General features: G+C 67.2%; 25 protein-coding genes. 18 read left to right on the top strand and 7 right to left on the bottom strand.

The annotated features are described in order from the left end of the window. Window positions 1-76: 76 nt before the first annotated feature. Window positions 77-733, bottom strand: coding sequence for a transcriptional repressor LexA (gene lexA, locus M1D55_RS18610; RefSeq protein WP_006575391.1), 657 nt, complete (start codon window positions 731-733; stop codon window positions 77-79). Between the two features lie 274 nt (window positions 734-1,007). Here lexA and M1D55_RS18605 point away from each other — a divergent pair, with 274 nt between their 5' ends. The 11 genes from M1D55_RS18605 to gltS all read left to right on the top strand — a co-directional run bounded on the left by M1D55_RS18605 (window position 1,008) and on the right by gltS (window position 10,316). Continuing rightward, a complete protein-coding gene (locus M1D55_RS18605) occupies window positions 1,008-2,003 on the top strand; it encodes an asparaginase (protein WP_456281519.1) in 996 nt (331 codons plus the stop codon). Window positions 2,004-2,149: 146 nt separating this feature from the next. Then, a complete protein-coding gene (rpsF, locus tag M1D55_RS18600) occupies window positions 2,150-2,524 on the top strand; it encodes a 30S ribosomal protein S6 (protein WP_006575389.1) in 375 nt (124 codons plus the stop codon). A 65-nt stretch (window positions 2,525-2,589) separates the two neighbouring features. Beyond that, window positions 2,590-2,889 carry a primosomal replication protein N gene (priB, locus tag M1D55_RS18595; RefSeq protein ID WP_006575388.1) on the top strand — a complete coding sequence of 100 codons (300 nt, stop codon included), beginning with the start codon at window positions 2,590-2,592 and terminating at the stop codon, window positions 2,887-2,889. 3 nt (window positions 2,890-2,892) lie between these two features. Beyond that, on the top strand, window positions 2,893-3,171 hold the full coding sequence (rpsR, locus tag M1D55_RS18590) for a 30S ribosomal protein S18 (protein ID WP_006575387.1): 279 nt from the start codon (window positions 2,893-2,895) through the stop codon (window positions 3,169-3,171). Between the two features lie 27 nt (window positions 3,172-3,198). Then, entirely contained in the window at window positions 3,199-3,651 is a 453-nt protein-coding gene (gene rplI, locus M1D55_RS18585; protein WP_053821610.1) for a 50S ribosomal protein L9, read from the top strand. A gap of 227 nt (window positions 3,652-3,878) precedes the next feature. After that, the gene (locus M1D55_RS18580; protein ID WP_006575385.1) at window positions 3,879-5,270 is read left to right on the top strand and encodes a replicative DNA helicase; all 1,392 of its coding nucleotides are present in this window, start codon (window positions 3,879-3,881) and stop codon (window positions 5,268-5,270) included. A 193-nt stretch (window positions 5,271-5,463) separates the two neighbouring features. Beyond that, a complete protein-coding gene (locus M1D55_RS18575) occupies window positions 5,464-6,090 on the top strand; it encodes a DUF47 domain-containing protein (protein ID WP_006575384.1) in 627 nt (208 codons plus the stop codon). A gap of 21 nt (window positions 6,091-6,111) precedes the next feature. After that, window positions 6,112-7,122 carry an inorganic phosphate transporter gene (locus M1D55_RS18570; protein WP_006575383.1) on the top strand — a complete coding sequence of 337 codons (1,011 nt, stop codon included), beginning with the start codon at window positions 6,112-6,114 and terminating at the stop codon, window positions 7,120-7,122. Window positions 7,123-7,368: 246 nt separating this feature from the next. After that, on the top strand, window positions 7,369-8,094 hold the full coding sequence (locus M1D55_RS18565; RefSeq protein WP_456281518.1) for an IclR family transcriptional regulator: 726 nt from the start codon (window positions 7,369-7,371) through the stop codon (window positions 8,092-8,094). 18 nt (window positions 8,095-8,112) lie between these two features. Continuing rightward, complete coding sequence (hutG, locus tag M1D55_RS18560) at window positions 8,113-9,051, top strand: formimidoylglutamase (protein WP_456281517.1); 939 nt, start codon at window positions 8,113-8,115, stop codon at window positions 9,049-9,051. A 56-nt stretch (window positions 9,052-9,107) separates the two neighbouring features. Further along, a complete protein-coding gene (gltS, locus tag M1D55_RS18555; protein ID WP_456281516.1) occupies window positions 9,108-10,316 on the top strand; it encodes a sodium/glutamate symporter in 1,209 nt (402 codons plus the stop codon). 28 nt (window positions 10,317-10,344) lie between these two features. Here the strand turns inward: gltS and M1D55_RS18550 are convergent, their stop codons facing one another. From M1D55_RS18550 to M1D55_RS18530, 5 genes are all read right to left on the bottom strand, one after another. Then, window positions 10,345-11,079: a C40 family peptidase gene (locus M1D55_RS18550; protein ID WP_456281515.1), complete on the bottom strand. Its 735-nt coding sequence runs from the start codon at window positions 11,077-11,079 to the stop codon at window positions 10,345-10,347. Window positions 11,080-11,144: 65 nt separating this feature from the next. Then, window positions 11,145-11,516, bottom strand: a complete 372-nt coding sequence (locus tag M1D55_RS18545) for a hypothetical protein (RefSeq protein WP_231906609.1) — start codon at window positions 11,514-11,516, stop codon at window positions 11,145-11,147. Window positions 11,517-11,680: 164 nt separating this feature from the next. Beyond that, on the bottom strand, window positions 11,681-13,384 hold the full coding sequence (locus M1D55_RS18540; RefSeq protein ID WP_064577161.1) for a PhoH family protein: 1,704 nt from the start codon (window positions 13,382-13,384) through the stop codon (window positions 11,681-11,683). 246 nt (window positions 13,385-13,630) lie between these two features. Further along, on the bottom strand, window positions 13,631-14,092 hold the full coding sequence (locus M1D55_RS18535) for a peroxiredoxin (RefSeq protein WP_064577160.1): 462 nt from the start codon (window positions 14,090-14,092) through the stop codon (window positions 13,631-13,633). Window positions 14,093-14,286: 194 nt separating this feature from the next. After that, on the bottom strand, window positions 14,287-14,676 hold the full coding sequence (locus M1D55_RS18530; protein WP_006577919.1) for an Mth938-like domain-containing protein: 390 nt from the start codon (window positions 14,674-14,676) through the stop codon (window positions 14,287-14,289). 364 nt (window positions 14,677-15,040) lie between these two features. Here M1D55_RS18530 and M1D55_RS18525 point away from each other — a divergent pair, with 364 nt between their 5' ends. From M1D55_RS18525 to crcB, 7 genes are all read left to right on the top strand, one after another. Next, on the top strand, window positions 15,041-16,273 hold the full coding sequence (locus tag M1D55_RS18525; RefSeq protein ID WP_006577918.1) for a pyridoxal phosphate-dependent aminotransferase: 1,233 nt from the start codon (window positions 15,041-15,043) through the stop codon (window positions 16,271-16,273). Window positions 16,274-16,363: 90 nt separating this feature from the next. Further along, window positions 16,364-17,674 (top strand): homoserine dehydrogenase, encoded by a 1,311-nt coding sequence (locus M1D55_RS18520; protein WP_023263971.1) that lies wholly within the window; start codon window positions 16,364-16,366, stop codon window positions 17,672-17,674. Window positions 17,675-17,740: 66 nt separating this feature from the next. After that, window positions 17,741-19,198: a threonine synthase gene (gene thrC, locus M1D55_RS18515; protein WP_456281514.1), complete on the top strand. Its 1,458-nt coding sequence runs from the start codon at window positions 17,741-17,743 to the stop codon at window positions 19,196-19,198. Window positions 19,199-19,404: 206 nt separating this feature from the next. Then, entirely contained in the window at window positions 19,405-20,652 is a 1,248-nt protein-coding gene (locus tag M1D55_RS18510; protein ID WP_023264208.1) for a molybdopterin molybdotransferase MoeA, read from the top strand. 43 nt (window positions 20,653-20,695) lie between these two features. Next, entirely contained in the window at window positions 20,696-20,953 is a 258-nt protein-coding gene (gene moaD / locus M1D55_RS18505; protein WP_006579784.1) for a molybdopterin converting factor subunit 1, read from the top strand. Window position 20,954: 1 nt separating this feature from the next. Further along, window positions 20,955-21,467, top strand: a complete 513-nt coding sequence (moaE, locus tag M1D55_RS18500; RefSeq protein ID WP_456281513.1) for a molybdopterin synthase catalytic subunit MoaE — start codon at window positions 20,955-20,957, stop codon at window positions 21,465-21,467. Next, the gene (gene crcB / locus M1D55_RS18495) at window positions 21,464-21,844 is read left to right on the top strand and encodes a fluoride efflux transporter CrcB (RefSeq protein ID WP_456281512.1); all 381 of its coding nucleotides are present in this window, start codon (window positions 21,464-21,466) and stop codon (window positions 21,842-21,844) included. The genes moaE and crcB overlap by 4 nt, the downstream gene beginning before the upstream one ends. Before the next feature lie 92 nt (window positions 21,845-21,936). Here crcB and M1D55_RS18490 read toward each other — a convergent pair whose 3' ends face one another. After that, the gene (locus tag M1D55_RS18490) at window positions 21,937-22,887 is read right to left on the bottom strand and encodes an alpha/beta fold hydrolase (protein WP_456281511.1); all 951 of its coding nucleotides are present in this window, start codon (window positions 22,885-22,887) and stop codon (window positions 21,937-21,939) included. Window positions 22,888-22,922: the final 35 nt, after the last annotated feature.

The raw sequence follows: 22,922 nt of genomic DNA, 5'->3' as shown, positions 1-22,922 counted from the left end.
GGGGCCCTGCGGCTCGTGCGGCTGCATGACTGAGTTGGCGCCAAGGCGGCGGCGCCTGCCGGATTGCGTGGTTGCGCTAGAAACCGGACTGGCGGATCAGTCCGACTGCGATGCCCTCGAGCGAGAATTCCTCGCGTCCGGGCTTCACGATGATGTTGGCGAAGTCGGGGTTCTCGGCGATCAACTCGATCGCATCGCCGCGATGCTTGAGCCGTTTGACGGTCACGTCCTCGCCGATGCGGGCCACCACGATCTTGCCGTTGGCCGCGTCCTGCGCGCGTTTGACCGCCAGCAGGTCACCATCGAAGATGCCGGCATCGCGCATGCTCATGCCGCGCACGCGCAGCAGGTAATCGGGGCGTTCGTCGAAGACCGAAGCGTCGACCTGGTATTGGCGGTCGATATGCTCGGCGGCCAGGATCGGGCTACCGGCGGCGACGCGGCCGACCAGCGGCAGCGTCAGCTGCATCACGCCGGCCATCGGCAGCGAGAACTGGTCCGGCATTTCGGAGTCGCTGCGATTGACCTTGAGCCGGATGCCGCGCGAAGCGCCGGGGGTCAGCTCGATCACGCCCTTTCGAGCCAGCGCGCGCAGATGTTCTTCGGCCGAATTCGGCGACGAGAAGCCAAATTCCGCAGCGATCTCGGCGCGGGTCGGCGGAATGCCGGTCTGCCGGATGGTGTTGCGGATCAGGTCGAAGATCTGCTGCTGCCGGGGTGTCAGAGTCGCCATGGCTTGTCCGTGTTGTTGTATCCGGTGGCGGTCCGGTCGTCGCCGCGAGCCGTGAGGCGCGCGGGGAGGGCGCATCGGGGACCGCCATGTGCAACACTGTACGTTTGAACAGTGTGCTGTGATTTTATACAGTATCGATCGAAGTGCAAGAGGAATTTGCATCGTCGTCCACTTTCGGCTGCGTACGGTCCGACCGCGGGGCAGGGCAAGACCGTAGGGGAGTGCCCTGTCCCGGCGGGTACAATCGCCGCCTGTTTACGAACATCTCGTGCCCATGACCTTGCCTCGCGTAATCGTTCTCGCCACCGGCGGCACCATCGCCGGTTCCTCGTCCAGCGCCGCCAGCAGCGCCCGCTATCAGGCGGCGACAGTGCCGGTATCGGCGCTGCTCGACGCGGTGCCGGCGCTCAAGGATGTCGCGCGGATCGAGGCCGAGCAGGTCGCGCAGGTCGACAGCAAGGACATGTCGTTCGGCCTGTGGGCGCGGCTGGCGGCGCGGGTCCACCATTGGTCCGCGCAGGACGACGTGGCCGGCATTGTCATCACGCACGGCACCGATTCGCTGGAAGAAACGGCGATGCTGCTGCACCTGGCGGGGGTGGCCAGCGTGCCGGTGGTGCTGACCGCCGCGATGCGGCCGGCGACCTCGCTGTCGGCCGATGGGCCGCTGAATCTGCTCGATGCCGTCCGCGTCGCGGCGCATCCGGAGGCGGCGGGCAAAGGCGTGCTGGTGGTAGTCAATCAGGAGATCCACGCCGGGCGCGACGCGGTCAAGGCGCATACCTCGGCCGTCGACGCGTTCGCGTCGCCGGGCGCCGGGCCGATCGGGCTGGTGCAGGATGCGCTGGTGCGCTTCACGCGCGCGCCGCTGCGGCTGCCGCGTCAGGCCTTGCCGCTGCCGCAGCACTGGCCCGCGGTCGAAATCGTCGCCAGCTATGCGGAGCCGAGTCGCGTGGTGGTCGATGCACTGGTCGCCGGCGGCGTGCGCGGCGTGGTAGTCGCGGCCGCCGGCAATGGATCGATCCACGAGACGCTGGTGGCCGCGCTCGCCGATGCGGCGCGGGCCGGTGTCGCGGTGGTCCGCAGCACGCGCACCGGCGCCGGTAATGTGATCGCGCCGGCTCAGCCTAATCCTGCCGCGGGGGCCTTCGTGTCCGCTGGCGACCTGAATCCGTACAAGGCCCGGGTGGCGTTGCTGCTGGCGCTTGGCGCGGAGCCGGTCCTGGGCGGCGATCCGGTTCGGCTGCAACAGTTCTTCGCGCAGATCTGAAGGAGCGTCTGGCCCGCACAATCGCCAATCCAGCCCTGAATCCATGCGGCTTGCCGCCGTGGCCGTTCCGGGCTATACTCGCGGGCTATTTAACCCTTGCTGCACCGGACTTGACGCCCGGGCGGCTTATCCCAAAAGGAGCGTCAATGCGTCATTACGAAATCGTATTCATCGTCCATCCGGACCAGAGCGAGCAAGTGCCGGCCATGATCGAGCGTTACAAGACGCTGGTCACGTCGCAGAACGGCCAGGTGCATCGCGTGGAAGACTGGGGCCGTCGTCAACTGGCCTACATGATCCAGAAGCTGGCCAAGGCTCACTACGTTTGCCTGAACATCGAGTGCGGCAAGGACACGCTGGCTGAACTCGAACACGCGTTCAAGTTCAACGACGCCGTGCTGCGCCACCTGATCGTCCAGACGAAGAAGGCCGAAACGGCCCCGTCGCCGATGATGAAGGAAGTCCAGCGCGAAGAAGCCCGCAAGGCTTCGCAGCAAACCAGCGAAGGCCAGGCCGCCTGAGTGCGGTCTGCTGTGTGCGGTTCGCTCCGGCATGACCGGGGCGGCATGCGAGGGGCGGTGGCGCGATGAACCAGCTGAGGCTGCACGCCACCCTCGTCGAGCGCGACGCGTTGCGCTATACGCCGGCCGGTATCCCAGTCGTCAATTGCCTGTTGCAATACGGTGGCGAGGTGGTCGAAGCGCAGACGCCGCGGCAGGTCGAGTTCGCGATCGCCGCGATGGGCGTCGGTCCGGTCGGCCAGCACCTCGAGCGTACGCCGCTCGGCACGGTGCTCGACTGCGAAGGCTTTCTCGCCCGCAAGCACCGCAACAGCAAGGCTCTCGTCTTTCACATCACTGGATGTAAAGCATTCGTAAAGGATTGAACCATGGCATTCGTCAAACGTGACAACAAGAACAAGAAGCGCTTCCAGCAGCAGAACCCGCTGTTCAAGCGCAAGCGCTTCTGCCGCTTCACCGTGGCCGGCGTCGAACAGATCGACTACAAGGATCTGGACACGCTGAAGGACTTCATCGGCGACAACGGCAAGATCACGCCGGCTCGTCTGACCGGCACCAAGGCGCACTATCAGCGTCAGCTCGACACGGCAATCAAGCGCGCCCGCTTCCTGGCGCTGCTGCCGTACACCGACCTGCACAAGAACTGATCGCCCGGTCGCTAAGGAGAAAACACGATGCAAGTCATTCTGCTGGAAAAAGTCGTCAACCTGGGCAACCTGGGTGACATCGTTCGCGTCAAGGATGGTTACGCCCGTAACTTCCTGATCCCGTCCAAGCGTGCCCGCCGCGCGACGCAGACCGCCATCGAAGAATTCGAGGCCAAGCGCGCCGAGCTGGAAAAGGCCGCCGCCGAGAAGCTGGCCGCTGCGCAAGCCGAAGGCGAGAAGCTGAGCGGCCTGACCGTCCAGATCACGCAGAAGTCGGGCGTGGACGGCCGTCTGTTCGGCTCGGTGACCAACGCCGACATCGCCGAAGCGCTGGCTGGCCAGGGCTTCAAGCTCGAGAAGGCGCAGGTTCGTCTGCCGAACGGTCCGCTGAAGATGGTCGGCGACTATCCGATCAGCGTGTCGCTGCACACGGACGTCGCGGTCGACATCACCGTCTCGGTGCTGGGCGAGCACGTCTAAGCTTGCCGGCCGTGACCGGCGCGCGGTGCGACATCCGCTCGCGCCGCCGGGGCCAGGCCAGTAACAAGGCAGCAGGAAGGCAGAAGCAGGCTGACAGCCGCTTCTGCCTTTTTCTTTTGGCCGCCGGCACGCATGCGCGCGGCGCGCACGGCGCCACCATCATCCGCTCGCTCCGCGCGCCGAGAATCGCTCGGCCCAGCGCGAGCAGGCCGCTATAATTGCCCCCCATGAACGCGCCCGTCGCCGATCCCCAACTCGACAATCTCAAAGTCCCGCCGCATTCCATCGAGGCCGAGCAATCGGTGCTGGGTGGCCTGCTGCTGGATAACGCGGCCTGGGACCGCATCGCCGATTTCCTGTCCGAGGCGGACTTCTATCGCTTCGATCACCGGATGATCTTCCAGAGCATCGCGCGGCTGATCTCCGACACCAAGCCGGCCGACGTGATCACGGTCTACGAGATGCTGCAGGTGGCCGGCAAGGCCGAGGAAGTCGGCGGTCTCGCGTATCTGAACTCGCTGGCGCAGAACACGCCGAGCGCGGCCAATATCCGCCGCTACGCGGAGATCGTGCGCGAGCGTTCGGTGCTGCGCAAGCTGGTCACGGTGGCCGACGACATCGCGACCTCGGCGTTCGCGCCGAAGGGCCGCGAGGTGCGCGAACTGCTGGACGAGGCCGAATCCAAGGTCTTCGCGATCGCCGAGGAAGGCTCGCGCGGGCAGAAGGGCTTCCAGGAGATCCAGCCGCTGCTGACGCAGGTGGTCGAACGGATCGACGAGCTCTATCACCGCGATACCACGACCGATGTCACCGGCGTGCCGACCGGCTTTATCGATCTGGACCGGATGACCAGCGGCATGCAGCCGGGCGACCTGATCATCGTCGCCGGCCGTCCGTCGATGGGCAAGACCGCGTTCTCGCTGAATATCGGCGAGCACGTGGCGGTGGAGCAGGGCCTGCCGGTGGCGGTGTTCTCGATGGAAATGGCCGGCACGCAGCTGGCGATGCGGATGCTGGGCTCGGTCGGCCGGCTCGACCAGCATCGCTTGCGTACGGGGCGGCTGCTCGACGAGGACTGGCCGCGGCTGACGCATGCGATCCAGCGGATGAACGACGCGCAGCTGTTCATCGACGAGACGCCCGCGCTGAACCCGATGGAACTGCGCGCACGCTCGCGCCGGCTGGCGCGCCAATGCGGCCAGCTCGGCCTGATCATCATCGACTATCTGCAGCTGATGTCGGGCTCGGGCGGCGGCGAGAACCGCGCCACCGAGATCTCCGAGATCTCGCGTTCGCTCAAGGGCCTGGCCAAGGAGCTCAACTGCCCGGTGATCGCGCTGTCGCAGCTGAACCGAAGCCTGGAGCAGCGTCCCAACAAGCGGCCGGTGATGTCCGACCTGCGCGAATCGGGCGCCATCGAACAGGATGCCGACGTGATCCTGTTCATCTATCGCGACGAGGTCTACAACCCCGACTCGCAGGACAAGGGCACCGCCGAAATCATCATCGGCAAGCAGCGTAACGGTCCGATCGGCACCGTGCGGCTGACGTTCCTGGGCCAGTTCACCAAGTTCGACAACTTCAGCGGCGGCCCGGCGTTCTTCGACAACGATACCTGACCGAGGTCGCCCCGTCGGCCGGCAGCGCGCTGTGGTGTTGCGGCACACAAAGCGTACGTCACGCGCCGACTACCCTGTAGAATATTGCTTTTCCGTGACAGCCGGCGGCGACGCCGGCTGTTGCGCTATCTCTCCCGCAATCCAGTACTTCCCAACGAGACGGCGCGCTGGCGCGCCGCGACAAGGAACAGCCATGTTCGGCCGATTCATGCCCACCGAGGGCAAGTTCTTCGAATACTTCAACCAGCACGCCGACTGCGCGGTCACCGCGTCGCGCGAACTGGAGACGCTGATCAACGATCTCGGCAACGCCGAAGCCCATGCACGGCGCGTGCAGGCCACCGAGAAGAAGGCGGACCGGATCACGCACGACACCATCGATCTGCTGCACAAGACCTTCATCACGCCGCTCGATCGGGACGAGATCCACAAGCTGATCACGACCATGGACGACATCCTCGACCTGATGGAGGACGTGGCCGAGACCATCACGCTGTACGACGTGACCAGCCTGACCGACGAGGCCCGCAAGCTCGCCTCGATCTGCGTGCAGTGCTGCGAACTGGTCAAGATTGCGGTTGGCCTGCTCGAGGACATGGGCAATGCCAGCACGATCCTGAAGACGGCCCAGCAGATCGACCAGCTCGAATCCGAGGCTGACCGGTTGATGCGCGGGGCGATTTCCAAGCTGTTCCGCGACGAGACCGACGTCAAGCGGCTGATCAAGATGAAGGCCATCTTCGAGCAGCTCGAGACGATCACGGACAAGTGCGAGGACGTGGCCAACATCATCGAAGGCATCGTGCTGGAAAACGCCTGAGCGCGCCAACCGGAACTCGGCATGCAGACTGTACAAATGAGCTTGTGGGTGATCGTCTTGCTGGTGACGCTCGCCTTGCTGTTCGATTTCATGAACGGCTTTCACGACGCCGCGAACTCGATCGCGACCGTGGTGTCGACCGGCGTGCTCAAGCCCCACCACGCGGTGGCGCTGGCCGCCGTCTGCAACGTGGTCGCGATCTTCGTCTTCCATCTGAAGGTGGCGGCCACGGTCGGCACGGGCACCATCGACGTCAATATCGTCGACCACTATGTGGTCTTCGGCGCGCTGGTCGGGGCCATCGCATGGAACCTGATCACCTGGTACTACGGCATCCCGTCGTCGTCCTCGCACGCGCTGATCGGCGGCCTGGTGGGCGCGGCGGTGGCCAAGGCGGGTACCGGTGCGCTGGTCGCCAGCGGCCTGCTGAAGACCGTCGCCTTCATCCTGATCTCGCCGCTGATGGGCATGCTGCTCGGCTCGCTGCTGATGCTCGTGGTCGGCTGGACCTTCTTCCGCACGCCGCCGTCGCGGGTGGACCGCTGGTTCCGCCGCCTGCAGCTGGTCTCGGCCTCGCTCTACAGCCTGGGCCACGGCGGCAACGATGCGCAGAAGACCATCGGCATCATCTGGATGCTGCTGATCGCCAGCGGCCACGTGATGCAGAGCGCCAGCGAGCCGCCGACCTGGGTCATCGTCAGCTGCTATGTCGCGATCGGCATGGGCACGCTGTTCGGCGGCTGGCGGATCGTGCGGACGATGGGCCAGAAGATCACCAAGCTCAAGCCGGTCGGCGGCTTCTGCGCGGAGACGGGCGGCGCCATTTCGCTGTTCCTCGCTTCGACGCTGGGCGTGCCGGTCTCGACCACGCATACCATCACTGGCGCCATCGTCGGCGTCGGCTCGGTGCGCAAGACCTCGGCGGTGCGCTGGGGCGTGGCAGGCAATATCGTCTGGGCGTGGGTGCTGACCATTCCGGCGTCGGCCTTCATGTCGGCGATCGCCTGGTGGATCGGGCGGCATCTGCTGTAAGAAGGGGACGGGGCCCGCAAGGGCCATCGCTACGGCAAAAGGCCAGGCATCTGCCTGGCCTTTTTGTTTGTCCGCCCGCCGGCCCCGCATGGCCGTGCGGGCATCGGTGCGAAACGGCGTGTCATGGCACTTCGTGATGCCCGCCAGCCACCGTAAGCCCGCCAAATTGGCGTGCTTTTCTCATTGGCTGGGAAATCGAATTCACTGCATGGGAATCTGCGTGCAGCATGTTGCCACGGAGGACGCTTGAACTACCACACGCCGACAGACCGCCTGCTGCAGATCCTGATCGCCCTGGGCCACGCCGATGAAGCGGTGTCGGCCAAGGAGTTGTCGTTGCATCTGCAGCAGCCGCTGAGCAGCACCTATCGGCATCTGAAGACGCTGCTGCGCTGGGGACTCGCGGAAGACAACGGTCAGGGCCGCTACCTGCCCGGGCCGGCATGCCTGCAACTGGCCAAGAAGTTCGACCGCGAGGCGGTGCTGATCGCATTGTCGAAGTCCGAGCTGAAGCGGCTGGCCGATCTGAGCCAGGAAAGCGTCGGCTTGATGGTCCCGAGCAACGGGCAGGTGATCTGCGTCGAGCTGATCGACAGCCCGCAGCCGTTGCGTTGCTGTTACCAGAAGGGGCTCGCGCAGCCGCTGCTGGTGGGGGCTTCCGCCCGGGTGCTGCTGGCACACATGGAGGAGTCTCGCAGCCGCGAGATTCTCGAGCGGCACGGCGTCGACGGCGTCGGGCTGGCGGTCTATCTGCAGAGCTTCGAGGCGATCCGCGAACAGGGCTATGCCGTCAGCCTGAGCGAAATCGACGAAGGGATCTGGGGCGTCAGCGCCCCGCTGCTCGATAGCCGGGACCGCCTGCACGGTGCGATCAGCCTGATGGCTCCGGTCTCCCGCGCACAGCAGAACGGCGAGCGGCTGACGCGCTGGACCCGCGATAGCGCGTTGCGCATCAGTGCCCGTTTGGACTGAACCACACTGGAACATGAAATGACGTTCAATACCGCCCTGCCGCTGTGGCAGGGCCGAATCGATGAGGGCGAAGGGCGCTCGGCACTGCGCTGGCATCAATGGGTGCGGCCATACCGCAACGGACAGCCGGCCGGGGTCGCGCTGCTCGGTTTGGCGTCGGACGAGGGTGTCACGCGCAACCAGGGGCGCAGCGGCGCTCGGCACGGCCCTGCGGTCCTGCGCAAAGCGCTGGCGAATCTGGCCTGGCACGGCCAGCGCCCGGTCTACGACGCGGGCGATATCTCCTGTGTCGGCACGGACCTGGAAGGCGCGCAACAGGCGTATGCCAGTCTCGCGACCGCGCTGCTCGACGACGGCCATTTGCCGCTGGGTCTGGGGGGCGGCCACGAAATCGCCTTTGCCAGTTTTCGCGGCCTGGCCGATCACTTGCGCCGCCGCGAGCCGCGGCCCCGGATCGGCATCCTGAACTTCGATGCGCACTTCGACCTTCGTCATGGCGAGCACAGCAGTTCCGGCACGCCGTTTCGGCAAATCGCCGAGTACTGCCGGCAGGCCGACATGGCGTTCCTGTACTGCTGCCTCGGCGTCAGCCGTCTCAACAACACCCAGGCGCTGTTCGAGCAGGCCGACCGGCTCAACGTACGGTACTTGCTGGACCGCCAAATGCCTGCGTGGGACATGGCGACCGCACAGCGATTCGTCGACGACTTCCTGCGCGATATCGACCATCTCTACATGACGCTGTGCCTGGACGTCTTGCCGGCCGCGCAGGCGCCGGGCGTCAGTGCGCCGTCATCACATGGCGTCGACCTCGTCGTGGTCGAGTATCTTGCCCGCCGAGCCGCCGCCAGCGGCAAATTGCGCATGGCCGACGTCGCCGAGCTGAACCCGAGCCTGGACCAGGACAGCCGCACCGCGCGCGTCGGCGCGCGTCTGTTGGCGAGCCTGCTCGACTGAAGACACGCCGCGGCGGCCTCCTTTCCCTTCTCCGATAACAACAACAGTTCCTGCCCATGTCCACCTTGCAATTGGATGCGTTGACCACCGTCGCCCTGGCCTTGCTGTTGCTGGCGATCGGCGCACAACTGAAAAAGCGCAGTCGCTGGCTGCGTCAACTTTGCGTGCCGGCGCCGGTCATCGGCGGCTTCGGCTTTGCGCTGGCGGTCTGGCTGCTGCGCGACCAGCAATGGCTGGACGTCAAGCTGAATACGGCGATGCAGACGCCGCTGATGGTGATGTTCTTCACCACCGTGGGTCTGGGCGGCAGCCTGGGCTTGCTGCGTCAGGGCGGCAAGATTCTGTTCGTCTATCTGGCCGCGTGCTGGGGGCTGGCGCTGTTGCAGAACGTGGTGGGCGTGGCGGCTGCCAAGGCACTCGGCATCGATCCCTTGCTTGGCATCATGGCCGGCGCGGTGTCGTTGGAAGGCGGCTTCGGCGCGGCAGCGGCCTTCGGGCCGATCGCGGAAAGCCTTGGCACGGCCGGGGCGACGACCGCGGCGCTGGCATCGGCGACCTTCGGCATGGTCGCCGGCGGTTTGCTTGGCACTCCGGTGGCGCGTTACCTGATCGACCGCAAGAAGCTGGCGGTGCAGACCGAGCAGGTGGGCGAACTGCAGGCGCTGGCGAAGCGCGATCAGACGCCGGCGGCCGCCGTGGATGGGGGCGTCTGGCTGCGCCTGCTGACCTGCGTGCTGCTGATCATGGTGCTGGGCTTCTGGCTGGGCACTGCGTTGAAGGAGCAGGCCGGCATCGTACTGCCGGTGTACGTCGGCGCGATGTTCGTGGCGATCGTGCTGCGCAACCTGAACGACCGGATCCGAGCGATCGAACTGCCGGACCACGCGGTGGCGACGCTGGGCGATGTCAGCCTGGGCATGTTCCTGACCATGGCCATGATGAGCCTGAAGTTCTGGGAGCTGGAGCAGCTGGGCCTGCCGTTGCTCGTCATCCTGGTGGCGCAGGTGGTCATCATGGTGCTGCTCTGCGTGTTCGTGCTGTTCCGCCTGTTCGGCGGCAACTATGACGCGGCCGTGCTGTGTGCCGGGTACATGGGCCACGGTCTGGGCGCGACGCCGAACGCGGTGGCCAACATGGGCGCCATCTGCGAGCACTACAAGGTGTTCTCGCACAAGGCGTTCATCATCGTGCCGCTGTGCGGGGCGGTGCTGATCGACATCGTGGCGTTGCCGTTGATTACCTGGTTCATCAACGCCTTCAGCTGAGCCGGGGCCTCGACCGGTCCGCCGCGGCTCAGCGGTTGGCGAAGGCCGCGATCGGATCGTCGTCCTCCGGTATCGGCGCGGGCAGCGGCGCAGGCGCGGCGGGGACCGGGGGCGGCGAAGCCGGCACGGCCGGAGCCGCCGGCACCGCCGGAGGAACCGGCGTGCTCGGCGCAACCGGTACCGCGGCATTGGCGACGCGCCGCGCGCCGTTGTAGCGCGATGCCCAATAGGGCTTGGTCATGTCCTCGAGCCGCACGGTGCCGCCGGTCGATGGCGCATGAACGAAGCGGTTCTGGCCCACGTAGATGCCGACATGCGAGTTCGCGCGCCCCGTGGTGTTGAAGAACACCAGATCCCCCGAGGCGACCTGCTCCCGCGCCAGCGGCGTGCCGCGGCCGCCCATGGCGTCGGTGGTGCGCGGCAGGTTGACATTGGCCGCGCGCGCTACGACATAGCGGACCAGGCCGCTACAGTCGAAGCCGGAATCGGGGGTATTGCCGCCGTAGCGGTAGGGCGTGCCGACCAGCGACATCGCCTGGATCGAGATCTCCTCGAGGCCGGCGCTCGGCTCGACGATCGGCGCGCGCGGCGTGCCGCGGGCATGGCCGCCATGGCGCGACGGCGGCGTGCTGGCGCAGGCCGCGAGCAGCAGGGCGAGGGTGCCCAGCAGCAGCGGGCGCGTGCCGACCGCCGCCGAGCGCGGCGATCGCAGCGATGGGATCGATAGAAGCGAAGAAAGAAGGCCGGTGCTGGTCGATCGCATGGACTGGGAAGCCAGCCGGTGCGGGTCCATCGACCGGGGCATCGCTGTCCGCGATGCCCGGATGGCTACCAGCGCAACTGCGCGTCGTAGGTGCCGGTGCCGACGGTCATGGACTTGGGCTGGCCGTTGTAAGTGGCGTGCACATTGTAGCGGCCCTCCGGCGCCTTGATCAGGCAGCGCGGCCCTTCGGTACGAAATCGCGCCACTTCGTGGCCTTCGCGCATCAGTCGGACTTCGACGTCGGCCAGGTATTCGCCGGTCGCGCCCTGCGTAAACAGCACACCCATGTTGAACTGCTTCTGGCGTGCGGCGAGCCGGCGCTGCTCGTCCTCGCCGACGCCGCCGCAGACATAGCTGACCGCGCCGACGGTGCGGATCACCGGTTCGTTGACCGGTGGAGCGGCCACCGGTGCAGGGGCAGGCGTGGGCGTCTGCATCGATGGCTGGACAGCGCCGGGCGGTGGCGCCGCGGCCGGTTCGGAGATGGCCTGCGCGCGCAGCAGGACGGGCGCGGCGGCCGCGCCCGTCGCCACGACGCAGGGAATCAGCGCGCGGCAGGCGCGCCGCCAGCGATCGGCTCGCATCGCTTGCCTCGGTCCGCTCACAGCACGTCCGCCGCGTGGTCGGCCAGGCGCGAACGCTCGCCGCGGGCCAGCGTGATATGGCCGCTGTGGCTCCAGCCCTTGAAGCGGTCGACCACGAAGGTCAGGCCCGACGAGCCCTCGGTCAGGTACGGCGTGTCGATCTGCGCGATGTTGCCGAGGCAGACGATCTTGGTGCCGGGGCCCGCGCGCGTGACCAGCGTCTTCATCTGCTTGGGCGTCAGGTTCTGCGCCTCGTCGATGATGACGAACTTGTTGACGAAGGTGCGGCCGCGCATGAAGTTCATGCTCTTGACCTTGATGCGCGAGCGGATCAGTTCCTGCGTCGCGGCGCGCCCCCATTCGCCGGCGCTGTCGTCGCTCTTCTGCAGCACCTCGAGGTTGTCGTCGAACGCGCCCATCCACGGCTGCATCTTCTCTTCCTCGGTGCCGGGCAGGAAGCCGATGTCCTCGCCGACCGGCACGGTGGCGCGCGTCACGATGATCTCGTTGTACAGCTTCTGGTCCAGCACCTGCTCGAGCCCCGCGGCCAGCGCCAGCAGCGTCTTGCCGGTACCGGCCTGGCCGAGCAGCGTGACGAAGTCGATGTCGGGATTCATCAGCAGGTTCAGCGCGAAGTTCTGCTCGCGGTTGCGCGCGGTCACGCTCCAGACGTTGTTCTTGTGGTGCGTGTAGTCCTTCAGCGTCTGCAGCAGCGCGGTCTTGCCGTTGATCTCCTTGACCTGCGCATACAGCGGCAGGCTGCCGTCCATCGGTTCGAGGTAGACGAACTGGTTGACCAGGAAGGAGGGCACCAGCGGGCCGGTCAGCCGGTAGAACATCGCGCCGGTCTTCGGGTCCTGCCAGCTCTCGACGCCCTTGCCGTGCCTGGTCCAGAAATCGTTGGGCAGCACCATCACGCCCGAGTACAGCAGGTCCTTGTCCTCGAGAACCTGGTCGTTGAAATAGTCCTCGGCCGGCAGGCCCAGCGCCCGGGCCTTGATCCGCATGTTGATGTCCTTGGACACCAGCACGACGTCGCGCTCGGGATGCTGCTGCCGCAGCGCGCTGACCACCGCCAGGATCTGGTTGTCGGCCTTGCCCTCGGGCAGGCCTTCCGGCAGCTTGGTGTCGTTCAGGCGGGTCTGGAAGAACAGCGTTCCCTGCGCGTCGCGGTTGCCCAGCTTGGCCAGCGGCAAGCCTTCGTCGAGCACGCCGTCGGTGCCGGCCACCAGCGCGTCGAGCGTGCGGCTGACCGCGCGCGCGTTGCGGGCGACTTCGCTCATCCCCTTCTTGTGGTTGTCCAGCTCCTCGAGCGTCATCATCGGCAGATAGATGTCGTGCTCTTCGAAGCGGAACAGCGAGGTCGGATCGTGCATCAGCACATTGGTGTCGAGCACGAACAGCTTGGCGGGACCGGTGTCCTTGCGCTGGCGGCGGCCGGTGGTGCCGGTGCTGGTCTTGACCAGCGATACGGGCGAGGCTGGCGTGGTCGCCACCGGTGCGCCGGGCATGTCCTTGGCGCGGGCTCGGGTGCCGGCGGCACGGGCCTGCACCGCGGGCGCGGCGACTTCGCTGGGTCCGCTTTCAAGCAGGGCCACGCGTTCCAGGGCCGGAACGGGCTTTTTTGCCTGCGTCGCGGACTTGGTCAACCTTGCAACCGGAGCGAACTCGCTCGGGTCCAGCAGTTGTGCAGGCTTGGCGGGCATGGTCGGCAGCGGCATGCTGGGCGTTCCTTTCAGGGGGAGGGAAAACGGGGCGGGGCCGCGCACAGACGAAAAAGCCGCCGGGCCCGTTGAGCGGGCGAGGCGGCTTGTCTTGTGCGGGCGGACGGCACGGCAGTTCCGCTACCGGCCCTGGGCATCGTGCGCCTGGGCCGGAGGGGAGAAGCAGCGTGGCAACCAGAATCTGAACTCATTACGGGGCAATGTATCCGAACGATTTCCGTTTGGCAATTGCCCAGGTGAACGTCACATCGCGCGCACCAGTTCGAGCACTTCGTCCACGTGGCTGGGTACCTTGATGCCGCGCAGTTCGTGGCGCAGCTTGCCCTTGCCGTCGATCACGAAGGTGCTGCGCTCGATGCCGCGCACCTCCTTGCCATAGAGCTTTTTCATCTTGATGACATCGAACTGCCGGCACAGCGCCTCGTCGGCATCCGAGATCAGTTCGAACGGCAGCTCCAGCTTGGCCTTGAAGTTCTCGTGCGATTTCATGCTGTCGCGCGAGATGCCGAACACCACGGCGCCAGCGGCCTCGAAGGCCTCGTGCTGATCGCGGAAGTCCATCGCCTCGTTGGTGCAGCCGGGGGTGTTGTCCTTCGGATAGAAGTACAGCACCACCGTCTTGCCGCGGTAGTCGGCGAGGCGGAAGGTGCCGCCGGTGGCCGGTGCGCTGAAATCGGGAACGGCCTGGTTGAGACTCACTGTCATTCTTATGGCTCCTGGAGGAAGCGGCGCTGGGGAAATCGGCTTGCCGGGAACTGGCTCCGCGCCGGCTCGGGCAAAGGCCGGTCGAGGCGGGCGGGGAAGGCGGGCATGGCCATGCTCACGGCAAATGAGGGCGCGTCGGCATAGTTCAAGCGTGGCGTCGGGCAGACATCGGCGGACCGGTGGCGGCGGCGCCCTCAGCCGCCGGCGGGCGCGTCTTCGAGCAGCAGCACCGCCGCCACCTTGCGGCCTTCGGCCATCAGGATGTTGTAGGTGCGGCAGGCTGCCGGCATGTCCATCGCATCGACGCCGATATGGCGGCGGGATAGCGCGGCGGTCAGGCGCGGGTGCGGAAAGCGCAGGCGGTCACCGGTGCCGAGCAGCACCACCTCGGGGGCATGGTCGAGCAGCCCCTCGAACTGGTCCGCGGCCAGGTCCTCGAAGCGCTGGACCGGCCAGGGCCGTACCTCGCCCTCGGGCATCACCAGCACGGAGGTGGTGTAGCGCACCTTGTTGATCTCGATATAGCCCGGGCCATACGCCGTGACGGTGTTCATGGCGTTGGGCTGGTCGGCATGGAGTTTCACGGGGGAACCTTGCGGGGATCGGGAGGGGAATCGGGAAGCGAATCGGGAAGGGAATCGAATAGGGAGCGGGTGAGCAGCGTGTCCGGAGCCTTGTCGGCGCAGCGGCGGCCGGCAGGCCGGAGCGGGGCGCTGGCGGTCGCGCTTGCCCACGCTGCATCGCAAGATCCCTGCCCGAAGTCTGTCATAATCCGCTAAATTATAGCCTTTGCCTTCCTGCCGGCCGCGCTGCCTCCGCATCGCCCCGCAGTGCAGCGAAGCGCGCTCCGGACGATCCCCTGTTTTACGCAGATTCCCTGTTCGCCGCCGCACGAACCGGCGGCCCCTCGCTCCCTTTGTCTCCGCCAGACTCCTGCCCGACCACGCCGTGAAACCGATCCAGAAATCCAACAAGCTGAACAACGTCTGCTACGACATCCGCGGCCCGGTGCTGGAGAAGGCCAAGCAGATGGAGGAAGAAGGGCACAAGATCATCAAGCTCAATATCGGCAACCTGGCCGTGTTCGGCTTCGATGCGCCGGAGGAGATCCAGCAGGACATGATGCGCAACCTGCCGAACTCGGCGGGCTACTCGGATTCGAAGGGCATCTTCGCCGCGCGCAAGGCGATCATGCACTACACCCAGCAGAAGAACATCCATGGCGTCGGTCTGGACGACATCTATGTCGGCAACGGCGCGTCCGAGCTGATCGTGATGTCGATGAACGCGCTGCTGAACAACGGCGACGAGGTGCTGGTGCCCACGCCGGACTACCCGCTGTGGACCGCCGCGGTCAGCCTGTCGGGCGGCACCCCGGTGCACTACCTGTGCGACGAGGCCAACGACTGGATGCCGGACCTGGACGACATCCGCGCGAAGATCACGCCGAACACCAAGGCCATCGTCGTGATCAACCCGAACAACCCGACCGGGGCGCTGTACTCGGACGAGCTGCTGCGCGAGATCGTCGCGATCGCGCGCCAGCACGGGCTGATCATCTTCGCCGACGAAATCTACGACAAGGTGCTGTACGACGGCCATACGCACACGTCGATCGCCGCGCTGTCGACCGACGTGCTGACCGTGACGTTCAACGGCCTGTCGAAGAACTACCGCTCGTGCGGCTACCGCGCCGGCTGGATGGTGGTGTCGGGCGACAAGCGTCCCGCGCACGACTATATCGAGGGCCTGAACATGCTGTCCTCGATGCGGCTATGCGCCAACGTGCCGGGCCAGTGGGCGATCCAGACCGCGCTCGGCGGCTACCAGAGCATCAACGACCTGGTGGCCGAGGGCGGGCGCCTGCGCCGCCAGCGCGACCTGGCCTACGAGCTGATCACGCAGATCCCGGGCGTGACCTGCGTCAAGCCGAAGGCGGCGCTGTACCTGTTTCCGAAGCTCGACCTGTCGATGTATCCGATCCAGGACGATCAGGAATTCATCTACGAGCTGCTGCAGGAATCGAAGGTGCTGCTGGTGCAGGGCACCGGCTTCAACTGGGCCAGGCCGGACCATTTCCGCATCGTCTTCCTGCCGCACGAAGAGGATCTGCGCGAAGCGATCGGCCGCGTCGGCCGCTTCCTCGAGTCCTATCGAAAACGACACGGCGCGACGGCCTGACCGACTCACTGGTTGCGGCTGCGGCTGCGGCCGGCTCCGAACCCACGCTCCGTCGCGCTTCCCCATTTGCAAACTGGAATCTGATTGACCATGAACCCCATCAAAGTAGGCCTGCTCGGCATCGGTACCGTCGGTAGCGGCACGTTCGACGTGCTCAAGCGCAACCAGGAGGAGATCCGCCGCCGCGCGGGCCGCGGTATCGAGATTACGATGGTGGCCGACCTGAACACCGAGCGCGCGCGCGAGCTGACCGGTGGGCAGGTCCAGGTGGTGGCCGATGCGCGCGAGGTGGTCAGCCACCCCGACATCGACATCGTGGTCGAACTGATCGGCGGCTATGGCATCGCGCGCGAGCTGGTGCTGCAGGCGATCGCCAACGGCAAGCATGTGGTGACCGCCAACAAGGCGCTGCTGGCCGTGCACGGCAACGAGATCTTCGAGGCCGCGCGCAGCAAGGGCGTGATGGTCGCGTTCGAGGCGGCGGTGGCCGGCGGCATTCCGATCATCAAGGCGCTGCGCGAAGGCCTGAGCGCCAACCGCATTCAGTGGATCGCCGGCATCATCAACGGCACCACCAACTTCATCCTGTCCGAGATGCGTGACAAGGGCCTGGACTTCGACACCGTGCTGAAGGAAGCCCAGCGGCTGGGCTATGCCGAGGCCGACCCGACCTTCGACATCGAGGGCGTCGACGCCGCGCACAAGATCACGCTGATGAGCGCGATCGCCTTCGGCATGCCGGTGCAGTTCGACAAGACCCACGTCGAGGGCATCACGCGGCTGTCCGCGATCGACATCCAGTACGCCGAGGAACTGGGCTACCGCATCAAGCTGCTGGGCCTGACGCGCCGCCGCGAGGACGGCATCGAGCTGCGCGTGCATCCGACGCTGGTGCCTGCCTCGCGGCTGATCGCCAACGTCGAGGGCGCGATGAACGCGGTGCTGGTGCAGGGCGACGCCGTCGGCGCCACGCTGTACTACGGCAAGGGCGCCGGCGCCGAGCCGACCGCGTCGGCGGTGATCGCCGACCTGGTCGACGTGACCCGCCTGCATACCGCCGATCCGGAGCACCGCGTGCCGCACCTGGCGTTCCAGCCGGACGAGCTGTCCAGCGTGCCGGTGCTGCCGATCGAGGAAGTCACCAGCAGTTACTATCTGCGCATGCGCGTGTCGGACCAGACCGGCGTGCTGGCTGACATCACCCGCATCCTGGCCGATTCGGGCATCTCGATCGACGCGATGCTGCAGAAGGAGTCGCGCGAGGGCGAACCGCAGACCGATATCATCATGCTGTCGCACCTGGCGCGCGAGAAGCAGGTCAACGCGGCCATCGCCAAGATCGAGGCGCTGCCGACGGTGCTGTCGGGCGTCACCCGCCTGCGCATGGAAGAACTGAACTGAAGCCGCGCCGATGGCCGCGCCGCCGCCCGCACCGGGCAAGGCACGGCCCGGCAGGCCACCATCACGATGAACTACAAGTCGACCCGCGGCCATGACGTGCCGCAAACCTTCTCCGAGATCCTGCTGGGCGGCCTGGCGCCGGACGGCGGCCTGTATCTGCCGCAGCAATATCCGCAGGTCAGCGCCGACGAGCTCGAGTCGTGGCGCAAGCTGTCGTACGCGGATCTGGCCTACGAGATCCTGGCCAGGTTCTGCGACGACATTCCGGCCGAGGACCTGCGCGCGCTGACGCGCAAGACCTATACCGCCGACGTCTACTGCAATGCGCGCGCCGGCGACAACACCGCCGACATCACGCCGCTGCGCAAGCTCGGCGACGAGGCTGGCGCACCGCTGTACCTGCTCGGCCTGTCCAACGGACCGACGCTCGCGTTCAAGGACATGGCGATGCAGCTGCTGGGCAACCTGTTCGAGTACGCGCTGGCGCGCGCCGGACAGGAGCTCAATATCCTGGGCGCGACGTCGGGCGATACCGGCAGCGCGGCCGAATACGCGATGCGCGGCAAGCGCGGCATCCGTGTGTTCATGCTGAGCCCGCACAACAAGATGAGCGCGTTCCAGACCGCGCAGATGTTCAGCCTGCAGGATCCGAACATCTTCAACCTGGCGGTGCAGGGCGTGTTCGACGACTGCCAGGACATCGTCAAGGCGGTGTCCAACGATCTCGAATTCAAGTCGCGCCAGAAGATCGGCACCGTCAATTCGATCAACTGGGCGCGCGTGGTCGCGCAGGTGGTCTACTACTTCAAGGGCTGGCTGCTGGCCACGGATGGGGCCAATGCGGGTCCCGGCCAGAAGGTCTCGTTCTGCGTGCCGTCGGGCAACTTCGGCAATGTCTGCGCCGGCCACATCGCGCGCATGATGGGTTTGCCGATCGACAAGCTGGTGGTCGCGACCAACGAGAACGACGTGCTCGACGAGTTCTTCCGCACCGGCATCTATCGCGTGCGCAAGGCGGCCGAGACGTACCACACGTCGAGCCCGAGCATGGACATCTCGAAGGCGTCGAATTTCGAGCGCTTCATCTTCGATCTGCTCGGACAGGATGCCGGCAAGCTGGCGCAGCTGTTCCGCGATGTCGATACCAAGGGCGGCTTCGACCTGTCGGGCACGACGGACTACGAGCGCATCCGCCAGTTCGGTTTCGTCTCGGGCCGCAGCACGCATGACGACCGCGTCGCGACGATCCGCGACCTGTCGGCCCGCTATGGCGTCACCATCGATACCCACACCGCCGACGGCGTCAAGGTCGCGCGCGAGCACCTGTCGGCTGGCACGCCGATGGTGGTGCTGGAAACCGCGCTGCCGGCCAAGTTCGCCGACACGATCCGCGAGGCGCTGGGCCGCGAGCCCGAGCGTCCGGCCGCCTTCGAGGGCATCGAGGCGCTGCCGCAGCGTTTCGAGGTGATGCCGGCCGACGCGGCGCAGGTCAAGGCGTACATCGCCCGGCATACCGGGCTGTAATCCGGCGTTCTCCCGCCGCGCGCGCTGCGCGGCGGCCGCCGAGTCATTACAATCGCCCCAGTACAATCGAATCAGCCGCTTGCCGCCGCCGGCCTCGCGCCGCGGCCGCCAGCGCCGCCTCGCGCAGGCGGGGCCTGTCCGGACATTGCGTTCCCGCCTGCGCGGGCCGCGACGACAACGCACCTCGCATGGAAAATCGTCCCCCGATGCTGACGCTGGCGCAGGCGCTCGACGCGCTGCTGGCCGGCGCGCAGCCGATCACCGAAAGCGAACGCGTCGATACGCTGCAGGCCAATGGCCGCGTGCTGGCCCAGCCGGTCGCCAGCACGCTCGACGTCCCGCCCGCCGACAACACGTCGATGGACGGCTACGCGCTGCGCTGCGCCGACGTGCCGATGCCGGGCACCCGCCTGCGGGTCGCGCAGCGCATTCCGGCCGGCCATGTCGGCGTGCCGCTGGAAGCGGGCACCGCGGCGCGCATCTTCACCGGCGGGCTGATTCCGCCCGGCGCTGACGCGGTGGTGATGCAGGAGCAGTGCCAGGCCGACGGCGACTTTGTCGTGGTCAATCACGCGCCCGGTCCCGGCGAGTGGATCCGCCGCGCCGGCGAGGACATCATGGCAGGCGCGGTGATCCTGCCCACCGGCTCACGGCTGACGCCGCAGGCGCTGGGGCTGGCCGCCTCGGTCGGCCAGGCGCAGGTCGACGTGGTGCGGCGCCCGCGCGTGGCGGTGTTCTTTACCGGCGACGAACTGGCGATGCCGGGCGAGCCGCTCAAGCCGGGCGCGATCTACAACTCGAATCGTTTCACGTTGCGTGGCCTGCTGGAAAACCTCGGCTGCGAAGTCACCGATTTCGGCATCGTGCCCGACACGCTCGACGCCACGCGCGACACGCTGCGGCGCGCGGCGCAAGGCCACGACCTGATCCTGACCTCGGGCGGCGTGTCGGTCGGCGAGGAGGACCATATCAAGCCGGCGGTGCAGGCCGAAGGGCGGCTGGATCTGTGGCAGATCGCGATCAAGCCGGGCAAGCCGCTGGCGTTCGGCCATGTGTCTCGCGGCGGTGCCGGCGGCACGACCGGTACAGGCGATGCAGCCAGCGTCGCCGACAGCGCGGCCTTCCTCGGCCTGCCGGGCAACCCGGTGTCGAGCTTCGTCACCTTCCTGCTGTTCGTGCGTCCGTTCCTGCTGCGCATGCAGGGCGTCACCGACGTGGCGCCGCGGCGCATTCCGATGCGGGCCGACTTCGACCTGACCAAGTTCGATCGCCGCAACGAATTCCTGCGGGTGAAGATCAACGAGGGCGGCGGGCTCGACCTGTTCCCCAACCAGAGTTCGGGCGTGCTGACCTCGACGGTCTGGGGTGACGGCCTGGTCGACAATCCGCCCAACCAGCCGATCCGGCGCGGCGACATGGTGTCGTTCCTGCCGTTTGCCAACCTGGTGGCCTAGCTCCGGCGAGGGCAGCCGAAGCCGTAGAGAGAAGAGGGTAGCGATGCAGATCGAATTGCGGTTCTTCGCCAGCGTACGCGAGCAACTGGGCGTGGCCCAGGAGCGCGTCGAGCTGCCGGACACGGTGGCGACCGTGGGCCAGGTGCGCCAGTGGCTGCGCGATCGCGGCGGCGTCTGGCAGGAGGCGTTGGCCGAGGGCCGCGCGTTGCGCATGGCGGTCGACCATGCCGTTGCGCGTGCCGATACCGCGGTGGCCGACGGCAGCGAAGTGGCCTTCTTCCCGCCGGTGACCGGAGGCTGAGATGAGCGTCAGGGTACAGCGCGAGGATTTCGACCTGGGCGCCGAGGTGGCGGCGCTGCGCGCGGGACGTCCGGGCGTCGGCGCGGTCGCCAGCTTTATCGGCACGGTGCGGGACGTCAACGACGGCAGCCCGGTGCAGGCGATGGAGCTCGAGCACTATCCGGGCATGACAGAGAAGGCGCTGGAGCGGATCGAGGCGGTGGCGCGCGAGCGCTGGGCGCTCGACGGCGTGACCATCATCCACCGCGTCGGCCCGTTGCAACCGCAGGACCAGATCGTGCTGGTCGCCGTGGCGTCGGCCCATCGCGGCAATGCCTTCGCCGCCTGCGAATTCATCATGGACTATCTGAAGTCCGAGGCGCCGTTCTGGAAGAAGGAATCGACGCCCGACGGCGCGCGCTGGGTCGATGCCCGCGTCACCGACGAGGCCGCGCTGGCGCGCTGGGGCGTGCGTTCGCTCAATGCCAGTGGCGATGCCGACGAGGCAGAAGGCCGGTCCGGAGCCCCGGCTTGAGCGGGCTCGGCTTCGTCGCGGTCGGCGTCGGCGCGGCGATCGGCGCCTGGCTGCGCTGGCTGTTCTCGCTGCTGTGGAATGCCGCCAACCCGGCGTTGCCGTACGGCACGCTGGCGGCCAATCTGCTCGGCGGGTTCCTGATCGGCGTGGCGGTCGGCTTCTTCGACACCCATGCCTCACTGCCGCCGGCCTGGCGGCTGCTGGTGATCACCGGCTTTCTCGGCGGACTGACCACCTTCTCGACGTTCTCCAGCGAGCTGACCGCCAACCTGCTGGCGGGCAACTACGGCGCCGCGGCGCTGCACGTGCTGCTGCACCTCGGCGGCTCGCTGCTGCTGACACTGGTCGGGCTGTGGAGCTATCGGGCGCTGGCCTGACGCGCATCATCGCCTAATCGTCCCCGATTCGTCCCCGATTCGTCCCGATTCATCCCCCGTTCATCCCCGATTCATCCCGATTCATCCCCCGTTCATCCCCGATTCATCCCGCCGATCATCCGCAATAACGCGGTGTTGAAGGCCCGCGGCCGCTCCAGATGCGGACTGTGGCCCGCCGCCGGGATCGTCGCGGCCCGCAGCGCCGGCTGCAGCGCGGCCGTGGCGGCCGCCAGCGGCGGCCGATAGAGCCGGCTTCGCTCCCCATACAGGCAGAACAGCGGCACGGTGGCCTCGCGCAGCATCGGCCGGTAGTCCTGCCGCGCCATGTCGAGCCACAGCTCGGCCAGCACGCCGGCGTCGCAGCCCAGCATCCAATCCCGCACGCGTGCCGCGTGGCCCGGTGACGGTTCTTCGCCTTCGGCCCACAGCCCGGCGCCGACCAGCGGCACCATGCCGTGCCAGTGGCGCCGCACCTGCGCCGCCATCTGGCCGGCCTGCGCCGCGGTGTAGCCGCCGTGCAGGCCATGCGGCCAGTCCGGCCCGGTCAGCAGCCGGGGCGTCATGTCGATAGCGCCGACCGCCGCGATGCGCGGTGCCAGCCACGCAGAGGGGCGGCCGCGCGCCAGTTCCCAGGCGACCATCGCCCCCATCGACCAGCCCACCACGACGGCATCGCGCAATGCCAGCGCATCGATCAGCCGCGCCACGCCGCCAGCCAGCCCGGCGATGGTGCCGCCCGCCGCGGGGCGGGACCGCGCCGACAGCCCATGTCCCGCATGGTCGGGCGCGATCACGCGGTATCCGTGTTGCGCCAGTGCCGCCTGGCCTGCGAAGGCCTGGCCGGGCACCGACCAGCCGTGCAGCAGCAGCAAGGGCCGGCCGGTGCCGGCTTCGCGCCAGCCGGGCAGGTCGTGGTCGGCAGGGTGTTCGGTGAAGCGATGGGCAGTGGAGGGCGGCGCGGTCGAGGACGATGCGGCCGAACCTGGCGCCATCGAAGGCGGCGCGGCGGGACCTGGCTGTGCGGTGCGATCGGCGGCGTCCAAACGGTGTCTCCGTGGCGGCGTGGCGCGTCCCGGGA

The sequence above is a fragment of the Cupriavidus sp. JZ107 genome (assembly GCF_053903255.1).
The sequence above is the reverse complement of the archived record's forward strand: the minus strand, read 5'-3'. Positions and strand labels throughout refer to the sequence as shown.

What these genes read in the sequence shown, in the direction of transcription:
- lexA (WP_006575391.1), bottom strand. Translation starts at nt 733, where the DNA reads ATGGCGACTCTGACACCCCGGCAGCAGCAGATCTTCGACCTGATCCGC.
- M1D55_RS18605 (WP_456281519.1), top strand. Translation starts at nt 1,008, where the DNA reads ATGACCTTGCCTCGCGTAATCGTTCTCGCCACCGGCGGCACCATCGCC.
- rpsF (WP_006575389.1), top strand. Translation starts at nt 2,150, where the DNA reads ATGCGTCATTACGAAATCGTATTCATCGTCCATCCGGACCAGAGCGAG.
- priB (WP_006575388.1), top strand. Translation starts at nt 2,590, where the DNA reads ATGAACCAGCTGAGGCTGCACGCCACCCTCGTCGAGCGCGACGCGTTG.
- rpsR (WP_006575387.1), top strand. Translation starts at nt 2,893, where the DNA reads ATGGCATTCGTCAAACGTGACAACAAGAACAAGAAGCGCTTCCAGCAG.
- rplI (WP_053821610.1), top strand. Translation starts at nt 3,199, where the DNA reads ATGCAAGTCATTCTGCTGGAAAAAGTCGTCAACCTGGGCAACCTGGGT.
- M1D55_RS18580 (WP_006575385.1), top strand. Translation starts at nt 3,879, where the DNA reads ATGAACGCGCCCGTCGCCGATCCCCAACTCGACAATCTCAAAGTCCCG.
- M1D55_RS18575 (WP_006575384.1), top strand. Translation starts at nt 5,464, where the DNA reads ATGTTCGGCCGATTCATGCCCACCGAGGGCAAGTTCTTCGAATACTTC.
- M1D55_RS18570 (WP_006575383.1), top strand. Translation starts at nt 6,112, where the DNA reads ATGCAGACTGTACAAATGAGCTTGTGGGTGATCGTCTTGCTGGTGACG.
- hutG (WP_456281517.1), top strand. Translation starts at nt 8,113, where the DNA reads ATGACGTTCAATACCGCCCTGCCGCTGTGGCAGGGCCGAATCGATGAG.
- gltS (WP_456281516.1), top strand. Translation starts at nt 9,108, where the DNA reads ATGTCCACCTTGCAATTGGATGCGTTGACCACCGTCGCCCTGGCCTTG.
- M1D55_RS18550 (WP_456281515.1), bottom strand. Translation starts at nt 11,079, where the DNA reads ATGCGATCGACCAGCACCGGCCTTCTTTCTTCGCTTCTATCGATCCCA.
- M1D55_RS18545 (WP_231906609.1), bottom strand. Translation starts at nt 11,516, where the DNA reads ATGCAGACGCCCACGCCTGCCCCTGCACCGGTGGCCGCTCCACCGGTC.
- M1D55_RS18540 (WP_064577161.1), bottom strand. Translation starts at nt 13,384, where the DNA reads ATGCCGCTGCCGACCATGCCCGCCAAGCCTGCACAACTGCTGGACCCG.
- M1D55_RS18535 (WP_064577160.1), bottom strand. Translation starts at nt 14,092, where the DNA reads ATGACAGTGAGTCTCAACCAGGCCGTTCCCGATTTCAGCGCACCGGCC.
- M1D55_RS18520 (WP_023263971.1), top strand. Translation starts at nt 16,364, where the DNA reads ATGAACCCCATCAAAGTAGGCCTGCTCGGCATCGGTACCGTCGGTAGC.
- thrC (WP_456281514.1), top strand. Translation starts at nt 17,741, where the DNA reads ATGAACTACAAGTCGACCCGCGGCCATGACGTGCCGCAAACCTTCTCC.
- M1D55_RS18510 (WP_023264208.1), top strand. Translation starts at nt 19,405, where the DNA reads ATGCTGACGCTGGCGCAGGCGCTCGACGCGCTGCTGGCCGGCGCGCAG.
- moaD (WP_006579784.1), top strand. Translation starts at nt 20,696, where the DNA reads ATGCAGATCGAATTGCGGTTCTTCGCCAGCGTACGCGAGCAACTGGGC.
- moaE (WP_456281513.1), top strand. Translation starts at nt 20,955, where the DNA reads ATGAGCGTCAGGGTACAGCGCGAGGATTTCGACCTGGGCGCCGAGGTG.